The sequence below is a fragment of the Rhodococcus yananensis genome, from assembly GCF_020515525.1.
Classification (GTDB): domain Bacteria; phylum Actinomycetota; class Actinomycetes; order Mycobacteriales; family Mycobacteriaceae; genus Rhodococcus; species Rhodococcus yananensis.
Genome location: NZ_JAIYEP010000092.1, coordinates 1 through 13,041 on the forward strand (window position 1 = coordinate 1; position 13,041 = coordinate 13,041).

8 protein-coding genes are annotated in these 13,041 nt (G+C 71.3%); 3 read left to right on the forward strand and 5 right to left on the reverse strand.

Going from position 1 to position 13,041, the window contains the following annotated elements:
- Positions 1-18: 18 nt before the first annotated feature.
- Positions 19-312, reverse strand: a complete 294-nt coding sequence (locus tag LDQ05_RS17280) for a chorismate mutase (RefSeq protein ID WP_226438185.1) — start codon at positions 310-312, stop codon at positions 19-21.
- Positions 313-689: 377 nt separating this feature from the next.
- Between LDQ05_RS17280 and LDQ05_RS17285 the strand changes: the two genes are divergently transcribed.
- Entirely contained in the window at positions 690-1,874 is a 1,185-nt protein-coding gene (locus LDQ05_RS17285) for a thiolase family protein (RefSeq protein WP_226438186.1), read from the forward strand.
- 54 nt (positions 1,875-1,928) lie between these two features.
- Here the strand turns inward: LDQ05_RS17285 and LDQ05_RS17290 are convergent, their stop codons facing one another.
- From LDQ05_RS17290 to LDQ05_RS17305, 4 genes are all read right to left on the reverse strand, one after another.
- Positions 1,929-3,488, reverse strand: coding sequence for a long-chain-fatty-acid--CoA ligase (locus LDQ05_RS17290; RefSeq protein WP_226438187.1), 1,560 nt, complete (start codon positions 3,486-3,488; stop codon positions 1,929-1,931).
- A gap of 124 nt (positions 3,489-3,612) precedes the next feature.
- Positions 3,613-7,863 (reverse strand): TIGR02680 family protein, encoded by a 4,251-nt coding sequence (locus LDQ05_RS17295; protein ID WP_226438188.1) that lies wholly within the window; start codon positions 7,861-7,863, stop codon positions 3,613-3,615.
- Entirely contained in the window at positions 7,860-8,975 is a 1,116-nt protein-coding gene (locus LDQ05_RS17300) for a TIGR02678 family protein (RefSeq protein ID WP_226438189.1), read from the reverse strand. Before LDQ05_RS17300 ends, LDQ05_RS17295 begins: the two co-directional genes overlap by 4 nt.
- A complete protein-coding gene (locus LDQ05_RS17305) occupies positions 8,972-10,417 on the reverse strand; it encodes a DUF2397 domain-containing protein (protein WP_226438190.1) in 1,446 nt (481 codons plus the stop codon). Before LDQ05_RS17305 ends, LDQ05_RS17300 begins: the two co-directional genes overlap by 4 nt.
- 265 nt (positions 10,418-10,682) lie before the next feature.
- Here LDQ05_RS17305 and LDQ05_RS17310 point away from each other — a divergent pair, with 265 nt between their 5' ends.
- Both LDQ05_RS17310 and LDQ05_RS17315 read left to right on the forward strand, forming a co-directional pair.
- On the forward strand, positions 10,683-11,174 hold the full coding sequence (locus tag LDQ05_RS17310; RefSeq protein ID WP_226438191.1) for a MarR family winged helix-turn-helix transcriptional regulator: 492 nt from the start codon (positions 10,683-10,685) through the stop codon (positions 11,172-11,174).
- Positions 11,167-12,963 carry an AMP-dependent synthetase/ligase gene (locus LDQ05_RS17315; RefSeq protein ID WP_226438192.1) on the forward strand — a complete coding sequence of 599 codons (1,797 nt, stop codon included), beginning with the start codon at positions 11,167-11,169 and terminating at the stop codon, positions 12,961-12,963. Before LDQ05_RS17310 ends, LDQ05_RS17315 begins: the two co-directional genes overlap by 8 nt.
- Positions 12,964-13,041 lie beyond the last annotated feature (78 nt).

A 13,041-nucleotide genomic window follows, 5' to 3' on the forward strand; every position in this document is an offset into this window, starting at 1 on the left:
GCTCGTGCGTTGCCGGTGTCAGGCGCGGCGGGTGCGGCCCAGTCGCAGCAGCGTCATGGCGAGGGTGGTGCCGTCGCTGCCGAGTTCGGCGAAGCGATCGAGGACACCCATCTCGTTGGCCTGCGCCTCACGGGTGGCGCCGGTCTCCGTGGCCACGGCTCCGATCTGTCGGGACAGTTCGGAGCGCCGCTTGATCGCCTCCACGATGTGGGCGTCGAGGTCGCGGATCTGGTCGAAGAGCTGACCGATCTCGGTGTCGGCCGACGGGGCTGCGGCGCGCTCGATGCCAGGCGAATCAAGCTGGACAGTCATGCAGATTCCTCCGGTCTCGTCTCAATCGTCATCGATTGTGTCGTGTCCGGCCGGACAGGTGTTACTCCCCCGTACAGCTTTTTTCTGCGACACCGCCACACAGGGGGTCCCACGACCCCGCAAATGCGGTGTGATCTGGGGTGATGCGCCGCCGGCCGTCGGCTATGGCAAAGATCACTCTGGCGTGTGCCGTGAATGTGTGCTTGGTCCGGTGCGGGTGGTTCACGACGTTCCGTCGGGGTCGCCCGACAGGGCGATTCGACGGCTACCGGCGGCACTGCGTGCCGTACCGTGCACGGAGAGAACCCGCCACCCGGCGGTGCGGCCGGGCCGACTCGGGACCGCCGTACCGTGCTCGATCAGATGGGATGACAGACATGACCACTGAGGACCGGATCGTCATCGTCGACGGTGCCCGTACCCCCGTAGGTAGCTTCGGCGGCGCGTTCAAGGACGTGCCCGCACACGAACTCGGTGCCACCGCGGTGCGCGCCGCGCTCGCACGCTCGGGCGTGGCACCCGACGACATCGACGAGGTGGTCATGGGCTGCATCGGTCAGGTGGGGGCCGACGCGTACAACGCGCGGCGCGTCGCCCTCGCCGCCGACCTTCCCCTCTCCACGCCCGCGTTGACCGTCAACCGGCTGTGCGGCTCGGGACTGCAGGCCGTGTGGTCGGCGGCGCAGGAGATGCGCTGGGGTGGCGCGGACATCACCGTCGCCGGTGGCGACGAGAACATGTCGCGGATGCCGTTCTACGACTTCGGTGCGCGCAGCGGATACAAACTCGGCAACCGTGAACTCGTCGACGGCACCGTCGGCATGCTCACCGACCCGTTCAGCGGTCAGCACATGGGTGTGACCGCCGAGAACGTCGCCCGCGAGTACGGGGTCGGCCGCGACCAGCAGGACGAGTTCGCGTTGGAATCGCAGCGCCGCGCCGACACCGCCGCCGCGAAGGCCGCGTTCGCCGAAGAGATCGTTCCCGTCGAGGTCGGTGGCCGCAGGCCCGTCACCGTGACCGTCGACGAACACCCCAAGCCGGACACCACCCTCGAGGTGCTCGGCAGGCTCCGCGCCGCGTTCGTCGAGGGCGGCACGGTGACCGCGGGCAACGCCTCCGGCATCAACGACGGTGCCGGCGCCGTCGTGCTCGCCCGCGAGTCCGTGGCCCGCGAACGCGGTCTGAGCGGATCGGTCGTCCTCGAATCCGTCGCGACCGCGGCCATGGATCCGGCCCTGATGGGATACGCGCCGACCCTGGCCCTGGCGAAGCTCTTCGCGCAGACCGGAACCTCACCGTCCGACATCGACACGATCGAGCTCAACGAGGCATTCGCGTCGCAGGCGATCGCGGTGATCCGCGACGCCAAGCTCGATCCCGAGAAGACCAACCCGTACGGCGGTGCGATCGCGCTCGGCCACGCCGTCGGCGCCACGGGCGCGATCCTCACCGTGCGCGTCGCGAAGGACCTGGTCCGTCGCGATCTCGAACTGGGCATCGTCACGATGTGCATCGGCGGCGGCCAGGCTCTGGCCGCGCTGCTGCGCCGGGTGAACTGACCGTCCGGTGACGTCCCGGGCCCGGGGCCACGGTGGCCCCGGGCCGGACACCGGTCAGATGCTGCGTTCGCGGCCCTGCCAGTAGGGTGCGCGCAGCGTCCGCTTGAGGATCTTGCCGGTCGGGTTGCGCGGCAACTCGTCGACGATGTCGATGCTGGTCGGGCACTTGAACTTGGCGAGATGTGCGCGGGTGTGGTCGAGGAGTTCGGATTCGTCGGCCTCCCGGTCGGCGGTCAGGACGACCACGGCCTTGACGGTCTCCCCCCACTTCTCGTCGGGCACCCCGATCACCGCGACGTCGGCGACCGCGGGATGTTCGACGAGGACCCGCTCCACCTCCGGGCAGTACACGTTCTCGCCGCCGCTGATGATCATGTCCTTGAGCCGGTCCTCGACGAAGACGAACCCGCCGTCGTCGACGCGACCCATGTCGCCGCTGCGAAGCCACCCGTCCTCGACGATCGCTTCCCGTGTCGCATCCGGGCGCCCCAGATATCCGGGGGTGGTCTGCTCCGACTTCCACCACAGTTCACCGACGCGACCGGGCTCGACGTCGGTGTTCGTGGCCGGGTCGACGACCCGCACGGCGATGCCCGGTAGCGGGGTGCCCGCCGACGCCATCCGGGTCTCCTGGGTCGGATCGCGGTGGACATCGGGCAGGAGCGCCGTGATCACCCCGGCGAGTTCGGTCATCCCGTACACCTGGACGAACTCGGTGTCGGGCCACGCTGCCAGCGCCGCCCGTAACAGCGGCAGTGGCATCGGCGCCGCGCCGTACGTGATGCGGGTGAGCCGGCCGAACGCACTGATCGCCGGTTCGCCGGCGGCGAGGACTCCGGCGATCACCGGCGGCACGACGAACGCGATGTTCGCGCCGGCCGCGATACCCGCGAACAGCGACGGTGCGTCCGCTTCCCTCGTGAAGACGCACCGCCGACCGTCGTGCAGACCCATGATCGCGTAGCAGCTGCCACCCACGTGGAACAGGGGCATCGCCACCAGCAGGCAGTCGTCGTCGCGGAACGGCAGCACGGACAGCACGGCGTCGGCGTGCGCGGCGAGATTACGGTGCGTCAACTGCACCCCTTTGGGGCGTCCGGTGGTGCCGGAGCTGTACAACAGCAGCGCCGTGGTGTCCACGTCCACGTCCGAGTGCTCGAACGCGGGGTCGCCGGAGGCGAGGAACGCGTCGAACTCGTCGTGCTCACCGCCGACCACGACCACCTTCTCCACCGCGCCGAGATGCGGGCGGATCCCGCTGATCGCGTCCGCGAACTCGGCGCCGACGAAGAGGATCCGGGCGTTCGCGTCGCGCAGCACGTAGGTCATCTCGTCGTCGGCGAGTCGGAAGTTGGGGACGGCGTTCGCCGCGCCGAGCGCCGACGCCGCGTAGGTGACCTCGAGACAGGCGAGGTTGTTCTTGTCGACGAACGCCACGGTGTCGCCGGGGCCGATACCCGCGGCGGCGAGGGCGCCGGCGAGGCGCCGCAGGCGCGCATGCCAGTCGCTCCACGTGTGCGAGCGGTCGAGGTGTTCGACGGCGGGGGAGTGGGGAATGGTCCGCGCCCAGTGTGCGACGCGGTCGAGGAGGATGGTCGGGCTCGGCGCTGCCATGGCTTCTCCCTGCATGTGATGGGTCTCACAGACACTAGTGGTCGGGGTGCGTTTCGTCCCGATCGACGTCCCATCGTGCTCGTGCAGGTGCGTCGGGCGACCCCCGACCGGCAGCGACGGGCTGTCAGCGACCGTGACGGCCGTGGCGCGGTATCGCGGTGGTGACGACGCCGCCCGGCGGCACCGTCCCCGCCGCGGGGCGGACGCTGCGGGCCCGTCCGTCCCAGTGGACCCGGGTGGCCGCGGCCGCCCCGTCGGCGGTGCGCCGGATCTCGTAGATGTCCAACGCCGGAACCTGGGGGACACACCCCCACAGGGCGTGCCCCGTCATCACGAAATCGATGTCCTGTCGCACCAGCAGGCCCATCAACTCGTCGATGGTGGGTTCGTCGATCTTCGCGAAGGCGTCGTCGAGCAGCACCAGCCGCAGCGCCCGGTCGGTGTCCGGGAGTCCGGACAGGTAGCCGTCGGCCGCCGCGAACAACGTCACGTACGACACGAACCGGGTTTCGCCCTGGGAGATCTTGGCGCGCTTCGAAATGCGTCGCTCCTGATCGGGTTCGGGGCCGAGGATGGTCACGTCGACGGTGTGCCATGACCGGTAGTCCAACGCCCGGGCGAGGTGCTCGGCGTACCCGGCGGCGGGATCGGCATCGTGGGATTCCTCGACGCGGCGCCGCAGCATCTCGATGAGATCGTCGTCGCCGTCGCCCCCGAGCCTCCCGGCCCCGGCCAGCAGCTCGGTGATGCGTGCGGCGTCGGCGTCCTCGCGGACCGGCCGCCAGCCGATCCGGACCCCGATGCCGTGACTGGTGCGACTGTCGGCGAGGCTCGTGTTCATCGCGGCGATCAGCTTCTCGGCCTGCCCGATCCGGCGGTGCAGTTCGTCGGCCACTCCACCGAGCACGAACCCGGCGAACGCATCGTGTTCGCGTCGGGCGAGCAGGAGCCGGCCCTGCTCGGCCTGTTCGGACAGCCAGGCCAGCACCCCGGTCGGGGTGGTGTCGGTCCCGGCCCCCGACACCCGAACCACGTGCACGCCGTCGTCGACGGTGTGGGTGACGTCGAGCCGGTCGGACAGCTCGCGGTCGAACCGCTGCAGGGCGGTGAGCACGCGGTTGCCGTCGGTGCCGGTGGTCGCGGGTAGCGCGGCGAGGACGGTGTCGGCGACCGCCGCGACCTGCTGCGGGTCGTCGAGGCGGGTGGGTGGCTCGGCCTGCACGGCCGCCGCCGCCACGAGCGCCGGTACCGACAGTCGGTTCGCCAGTGTCGTCGCGGCGGCGGTCAGGTCGTCGCGACGTGCCACGAGTCGTTCCCGCGCCGCAGCGGTCCGCTGGAGTACCTCGGCGACCTCCTTGGCGAGTTCCTCACGGTGTGCGAGTGTCCGCCGGCACTGTTCGTCGGTGCGGGCGCGGGCGGCCTCGGATTCGCGGAGTTCGTCGGCGAGCGCCGCGACGTCCACGTCGACGGCTTCGGACTGTGCGGCGACCTGTGCGGCGCGGTCGTGCCACCGATGCCATCGGGATTCGGCCTCGTCCTCGGCTTCCGCGCGGAAGCCGGCGGCCTGCTCGGCGCGTTCGGTGGCGAGGACGAACCGCGATCGAGCAGCCGCGACGGAGCCGAGATCGCGCCGCAGCGCGGTGCACGCATGGTCGGCGGCGGTGCACGCCGCGACGACCGCGTCGAGTTCGTCGACGCCGGTGGGCAACCCGAAGTGGGCGCAGGCGGTGCGGTGCGTGTTCAGATCGTCCGCCCACCGGGTCCGCAGGTCGGCGGCGCGGGTGCGGGCCGCGGCCGCGGTGTCCGTGCGCAGCGCGGCGTGGTCGCGGTGCGCGCGGTGGCGTGCGACGGCCGCCACGAGAGCGCGTGACGACGGCACCGACATCAGATGATCGACGAGTTCGTGCTCGCGGTGCATATCGGTTCGGCGTCGGGCGGCCCGTTCCGCGGACATCGTCTCCAGCCGGGCCAGTTCGGCGGCGATCTCGTCGAGACGTACCCGGCGCCGTGACAACGCGGCCGCGCGGGACTCCGCGCCGATGAACTCCGGTGTGTCGACGGTGTGCCGTCCACGCAGGACTCCGTTGTGCCAGCGCCCGTCACGCGAGACCGACGCGGTCGCGGCGGCGTCCTCGAACCCGATCGTCGACAGCACGGCCGCGATCGCGGACTGCGGGACGGCGGCGTCCACGACCGGCCGCAGGACCGTCGACAGGGGCTGCCGCGGTGGTTCTCCGCGCGGCGACACGAGGATCTGCCCGGTCTGCGCGCGCAGTCGACCCTCACCGTCGACGGTGGCGGTGAGGAACCCGGCGGCCAGCAGGGCGGCTTCGATTCCCGCGCGGTCGTCGTCGCCGAGGGTGTCGGCGAAGTCCACGGCCTGCCACAGCGGGACGCCGGTGCCGCCGGACGACCGTCCGGGGAGGTCCGGTCCGTCCGGGGCGGCGTCGAGGCGTCGCTGCTCGTCGAGCAGCGCGACGCGCGCGGCCGCGAAGGTGTGGTCGACGGACGCGGTGTCCGCGTCGGTGGTGTCACCGACCGGTTCGGGGTGCGGATGCACGGTGCGGCGAGCGCGTGCGACGAGATCGGTCAGTACCGCGTCGAGTTCGTGTGCTGCGACGTCGGAGTCCTCCGACGAGGACGTGTCCTCGCACACGGCGTCGAGGGCGTCGGTGAGCCGACGCATCACCGCGGCACCGTCCCGCGCCAGGTCCGGTAGCAGCCGCGCCGTGCGGTCGGAGGTGATCCACCTCCGCCAGTGGTGCCCGAAGGTCGAGGCCGCGGCGTCGACATCACGGGCAGCCGAATCACGCAGGAGAACAGCGTGTTCCGCGTCGCGACCGGCGCGGTCGGCATCGGCCTCCGCGTCGTGGACGTCGCGTTCGACGGATGCGAGACGGCGGGCCTCGACCGATCGCCGTGCCGCGCGGTCCCCGCGGCGACGGACCTCGGCCGCGGTGGCCTCGGTGATGCGCAGCAGGTCGTCGCAGTCGGCGGGGACGAGCGTCACGCGCGGTGGCGCCGGTCGGACGGTGGGCCCGGGGGCATCGTCGCGACCGGTGCGGACGGGTTCGGAGTGCGGGTCGGGTCGTTCACTGTCGACACGTATCTCGATCGGCAGGGCACCGGTGCCGGTGCCTGCCGAGGTCAGGTGCCGTCGGGTGGTGTCGAGGGACGTCGCGGCGCGTGCGACGGCCGCGGTGAGTTCGTCGGCGTGTTCGACGGCGCGGTCGACGTCGAGGTGTTCGAGTTCGCGGGCCCGCCGGGCGCCGTACAGGGCCTGGTCCGCCGCGACGCCGAGCGCGTCCACCGCGGCGGCCCGCTGCGCGAGATCGTCCGCGTGGCGGAACAGCGCGTGGGATTCGAGGCCGCGGATGGCGCGGTCGAGTTCGGTGAGCTGGTCCCGGCGTTCGCGCAGCCGCGTGTCGGCGGCGGCGACCTGCGCGTCGAGATCGGTGGCGTCACCGACCGCGGTATCGAGTTCGGTGCGGGCGGTGGTGACGCGGTCGGCGGCGCGCAGCGCCTCGTCTGCGGTGGTGCGCAGCAGGTCTGCCGCGTACCGCCGGTACACGGCGTGGAACTGGCGCACGCGGACGAGTGCCGATTCGAGGTGTTCCTGCGCGGAGCGGGTTTCACCGAGGGTGTCGAGGCGGTCGCCCGCCGCGGCGAGCACCCGGTCGTCGAGCGGGGGAAGCGCGTCGGACAGGATCTGCGGCAGGCGGCCCTCGTCGATGCGATTGCCGACGTCCGGGGACCGGAGCGTGTGCAACAGCTGCAGCAGCCCGGTGTAGCGGTCGCGGCCGGAGTCGCCGTGCAGGCCGAACACCAGATCGCGGACACGATCACGGTGTTCTTCGGGGCTGCGGGTGATGCGGTCCGTGCCGATCCGCGCGGCGAGTTCGTCGCGGGACAGCGGTACGCGGTTGGCGTCGACGAGATCGAGATCCACGCCGATCCGTCGGTCGGTGGTGAAGAACCACACGTCGGTGCGGTGCGCCGAGGAACTGTGCCGGATCTGCGCACCGATCGTCAACGATCCTGCGGGGCGGGACAGTTCGATCCACAGGTGGCCGACGCGGTTGGTGCGACCGTCCGCGCCGACCCGCATGAGCTCGTCGAGATCCACCTTCCCGGCACCGGTCGCATCCATGCGTTTGCGGTCGGCGTCCAGCAGGAACGGCAGCAGCATCTCGAGTGCCCGCGACTTGCCGGATCCGTTGCTGCCGCGCAGGATCATCCGGCCGTCGCTGAGAACGAACTCGGCGTCGACGTATCGCCACACATCGAGGATCCCGGCGCGGGACAGACGCCATCGCAACGGATGCGGTGACGCGGAGGGGTCGTCGAGGGTGCGTGTGTCGGTCGGGAGGGTCACGGGCCGTTTCCTTCGGGAAGGTCGGGGCGGTAGCGGGCGGCCGCCGCGGAGAGCAGCAGGCCGGTGTCGTCGGGTCGGGCCAGGCCGAGGCGTTCGAGCAGCGACACCACGTGGTGTCGAAGCACCACCGGATCGCGCACGAACTCGCCGCGCCAGGTCCGCCCGTGGGCGGTCACGAGTTCCCGGACGTGACGGTCGAGGACGTCGGTGGTCACGTGCAGGCCCTCACCCGGGGTGGGGGCCGCGCCTTCGAGCAGCGCGGCGATGAGCAGCAACCCGGCCTGCTCGACGGTGCCGGCGCCGGGGAACGACATGTCGGTGAGGGCGTCCTCGGGGTCGTACGCGAGCGCGCCCTCGGTGCGGACCTCGAGCACCAACCCGAAGTCCTCGTCGAGGTCGCGTGCGAGGTCGGCGCGGTCGCGGATGAGGATGTCGCGGGTCTCGGCGTCCAGGTCGGCGCGGTCGACGACGGGATCCTCCACGAGGCGCCGGTAGAGGCGCACACGGGCCGATTCGCGTCCCGCCGCTGCGCCGGAGGGACCGGGCCCCGGCAGATGATCCAGGGGTCCGGCCGTCAGGGAGGTCAGCAGTGCGCGGCACACCGACAGGACGAGTTCCCCGTCGGTGGACGTCAGATCGGCCTCGTCGAGCACACCCCAGTCCATCAGTGTCTGCAGGGCGGCGACGAGATGCCGACGCTCGGATCTGCCGTCGGGAATGCGGATACCGTGCGCGTCGGCGTCGACGTGGACGCGCTCGACGAGATCGGACACGGTGACACGGGAGCCGACGTCGGGAGCGAGCAGCGCCGCGCACACCAGCGCGAGGTAGGCGTAGCCGACGGCTCCGAAGTCGCTGCCGTCGGCGCGTCGTAGCGGCCGGAGGGGCCCTCGGTCGCCGGGCGCCGACTTGACCAGCCGCGCGAACTCGGTGTCGACGACGAGCGTGTAGCCGAGACGATCGGCGAACAGCGACCGCAGGGCTTTCGCGTGCCGCCGGACGACGGCGAAGGTGTCGGGATCGCGGGCGGCGACCAGGATCGGCTGCTGCAGCAGTGCGCGGGCCGCGTCCCGGCGCCCGGAGGCGTCCTGGGTGGCGGTTCCGATGCTCATGTCGCGCTGCCGGTGAGCGAGGCCGCGCGCAGCGTCAGGCCGTGCACGACGAGGTCTCCGCCGGGTCCGTGCACGACGGTGTCCGCACCCGGTTCGGCGCGCACCGACAGGTCCAGTTCGGGATCGTCGATGCGCATCGGCGTGTCGGGGTCGCGGTGCCGGGCGAACAGCGCCGCCAGGCAGGTGAGCAGCAGATCCTGTGCGGGAGCGGTCAGTCGGGCGCCGCGGAGTGTGGGCGTGGCGTACAGCTCCGCGGCCGCGTCGAGGCGAAGTCGCGCATCTTCGGCGGCGAGGGCGTCGATGTGCGCGGGCGGGTCGGGTAGCCGCCCGGTGCGCCCGCGCGGTGCGCGGTCGCCGCGGGTGCGCAGCGACACCGCGACCGGCACCGGATCGGCGAACCACCAGGATGTTCCGGCACCGATCCGCGGATCGGGCTCGTCGGGCCCCGACAGCAGGTGACGGCTCGGATACGTCCCGAACGCGGCGGCGAACAGCCGGTGCGCCCGGTCGTCGGAGGATTCGGCGAACCATCCGGCGAGTCGCAGCAGGTCGGCGCGGTGCGAGAACCCTGCCGCCGCGGATTCCGGGACGCGGGTTCGGGCGCGTGACCGCGCCAGTGCGGCGGCGGCTGCTGCGCGCAGCCGCCGCGGACCCGCGTCGTCGCGGTACCAGCGGCCGAGTGCATCCCAGTCGGCGCGGACACGACCCGGTGCGCGGTCGCGGCCACCCGGCAGCGCGGGGTCGGGTAGCGCCCCGAGCAGTGCGTCGAGATGGGGACGCAGCCGCTCGAGCGAGGTCACGATGCGCGGCGCGTATCGGCCGACGTCCGTCGCGACGATGTCGACGTACTCGGCGAGGGCCTCACCGGCCGTCGCGTCGGTGTCGTCGGCACCGTCGTCCCGAGGGGTGTCCGCGGCACCGAGATGGGCGTGCAGATCCGCGATGTCGGCGGCGAACGACCGATGGTGCACGAACACGTCGGTGACCTCCGCAGCGAGCCCGTGGGGATCGTCGACGGAGCCGTCTGCCGCGGTGGCTGCGAGTCGGCTGAGGGCATCGGCGATGCGCGGCAGGGATTCGCGGGTGACCTCCGGGATGCCGTCCACCGCCGCCGCGACGGACGCGGAGCGGTGCACCCGCAGCGCGTCGGGCGTCGCCCGGTAGAGGGGGGTCGCGTCGACGTACGCACCGACCGAGCCGACCCGCGCGTCGCGCCGCGCCGAAGTCAGATTGCCCCAGCGGAGGAGGCTGCGGCACCGGCTCTCGACGACGTCGGTGGGCAGCGACCCCCCGTGTGCGCCGACCCGCGCGGCGATCTGCGTCGCCGTCAGGGCGGCACCCGGTTCGTCGGCGAAACAGGACATGATCGCCAGGTGGTCGGCGTGGTCGTCGGAGACGAGGTACCGGAACAGGTCGCGGCGGTGCCCCTCCACAGCCCCCATCGGCAGTGTCCTTCCCGTGTGCGCGGCGCGTCGTTCGCGCGTTCCGGGAAGTCGTCGCACCGGCGCCGGATCCGCCCGGATCGATGTGCCGTGGATACGTGTTCCCGGTCCGGAGGGGAGTCTAGCGGCCATGCCCGCCGGGCTTCGCGTCGCGCGCCCGTCGTGCGGGCCTGCCCGGGAATGTGGCGCGGGCCCCACGGGCGGACGACGGTCCGCGGGCGGGCCCCCGGGGAGGCGTGCACCACAGCGGGCTTATAGTTGCCGCATGCAACAGAAGCGCCGGGCAGGGGATCCGGCCGGGACCGACGTGGTGGAGGTCTACGACGAGTTCGTCTACCTCGTCCGCTTCCTGACCGCGGGTGAACGCGCCCACGACGGCTCCTTGACCCTTGCGCAGCACTCGCTGCTCGGCTACATCGCCCGCAATCCGGGTTGCCGGGCCACCGACATCTCCGAGGTGTTCGGTGTCAACAGATCGACGGTGTCGCGGCAACTGCGCAACGGCGTCGACGCAGGCTGGGTCGACGCGGGGACCGGGCCGACCCGGCTCGGGCATCCGCTGCATCTGACGGCGCGGGGAACCGCCCTGCTCGCCGCGACGGTCGCGCGCCGTCACGACGAAGTCCGTGCGGGACTCGACGGATGGGGCGAGGATGACCTCGAGCTGTTCGTTCGTCTCCTGCGACGCTTCCGAGAGGGTGTGGAGTCCACGGCCACACCTCCGACCGACAAGAATGATGGAGTTACCAGTGCGTGAGTATTCGACACCCGCCCAGTTCACCGTCGCCGACGACGACTCCGTCGTCCACACGGTGTTCACCCACGCGGAGAAGACTCCGCACCGGGTGATGTACTCGCGCCCGCTGGGTGACGAGTGGGTCGCGGTCACCGCGTCGCAGTTCGCCCAGCAGGTCACCGCCGTCGCCAAGGGCTTGATCGCGGCGGGTGTGCAGCCCGGCGACCGGGTCGCGCTGCTGTCGGCGACCCGCTACGAGTGGTCGTTGTTCGATTACGCCATCTGGGCTGCCGGCGCGGTCTCGGTACCGATCTACGATTCGTCGTCGACCGACCAGATCCGTTGGATCCTCGAGGACTCCGGTGCGTGCCTCGCAATCGTGGAGACCGCTGCGCACGCGGAACTGTTCGTCGACATGCCCGACACGCTCCGCGCGATCCACCGCATCGACGACGACGCGGTCGGGCATCTCGTGGAGGCCGGTGCCGGCATCGACGACGCCGAGGTGACGGCGCGCCGCGAGGGAATTCGTGTCGACGACCTCGCATCGCTGGTCTACACGTCGGGAACCACCGGCCGCCCCAAGGGATGCATCCTGACCCACCGCAACTTCCTCAGCGAGGTTCGGGGCATCCTGTCCGCGTCGATCGGACAGCAGGCCGCGCGCCCCGGAAACCGGATCCTCACGTTCCTTCCCCTCGCGCACGTGCTGGCACGGGCGGTGTCCCTCGCCGCCTTCGAAGGCGGCGCCTCGCAGGCGCACTGGGCCGACTTCGGTTCCGTGTCCGGCCAGTTCACCCGCTATTCGCCGAACATGATCCTCGGTGTGCCGCGGGTGTTCGAGAAGGTCCGCGACGCCGCCGCGAGCAAGGCGTCGGCGGGCGGCAAACTCAACGCGGCGATCTTCGCGTTCGCGGAGGACACCGCCATCGAGTACAGCGAGTCGCTCGACCACGGCGGCCCGGGACTCGTGTTGAAGCTCAAGCACGCGGTGGCCGACAAACTGGTCTTCGGCAAGCTGCGGGAGGCGATGGGCGGACAGTGCGAGATGGCCATCTCCGGCGGCGGAGCCCTCAGCACCAACCTCGGACACTTCTTCCGGGGCGTCGGCGTTCCGATCTACGAGGGGTACGGACTCACCGAATCCACCGCCGCGCACACCGTCAACATCCCGGGAGCACAGAAGATCGGGACAGTGGGCCGGCCCCTGGGAGGAAACAGCGTCCGCATCGCCGAGGACGGCGAGATCGAGTTGAGCGGCGGAGTCGTGTTCGCCGGCTACTGGCGCAACGAGTCGGCCACCGCCGACGCGTTCGACGACGGGTGGTTCCGCACCGGCGACCTCGGATCGATCGACGGGGACGGCTACGTCGCCATCACCGGCCGCAAGAAGGACCTCATCATCACCGCGGGAGGCAAGAACGTCTCGCCCGGCCCGCTCGAGGACCGCATGCGCGCGCACACCCTCGTGTCGCAGGCCGTGGTCATCGGCGACGGACGTACCTTCATCTCGGCGTTGCTGACCGTCGATCCCGAGGTGTTCGACAACTGGAAGGCGGAGAACGGCAAGCCGGCCGAGTCGACGATCGCCGACCTGCGGCACGATCCGTCGCTGCGCGCCGCGATGCAGACGATCGTCGACGACGCCAACTCGATGGTGTCGCACACCGAGTCCATCAAGAAGTTCGTCATCCTCGACCGCGACCTGACCGAAGCCACCGGAGAACTGACCCCGACGCTGAAGATCAAGCGCAACGTCGTCGCGGACAGGTTCGCGGACGACATCGAGAGCATCTACACCAAGCGGTAGTTCCGCTCACCGCATCGGCGGGTCGGACGGCGACAGTGCCGCGGCCAACGCCACGAACCGTTCGCAGCCGGCGAGGTC

Coding starts and splice junctions, on each gene's coding strand:
- LDQ05_RS17280 (WP_226438185.1), bottom strand. CDS start 312: ATGACTGTCCAGCTTGATTCGCCTGGCATCGAGCGCGCCGCAGCCCCG.
- LDQ05_RS17285 (WP_226438186.1), top strand. CDS start 690: ATGACCACTGAGGACCGGATCGTCATCGTCGACGGTGCCCGTACCCCC.
- LDQ05_RS17290 (WP_226438187.1), bottom strand. CDS start 3,488: ATGGCAGCGCCGAGCCCGACCATCCTCCTCGACCGCGTCGCACACTGG.
- LDQ05_RS17300 (WP_226438189.1), bottom strand. CDS start 8,975: ATGAGCATCGGAACCGCCACCCAGGACGCCTCCGGGCGCCGGGACGCG.
- LDQ05_RS17305 (WP_226438190.1), bottom strand. CDS start 10,417: ATGGGGGCTGTGGAGGGGCACCGCCGCGACCTGTTCCGGTACCTCGTC.
- LDQ05_RS17310 (WP_226438191.1), top strand. CDS start 10,683: ATGCAACAGAAGCGCCGGGCAGGGGATCCGGCCGGGACCGACGTGGTG.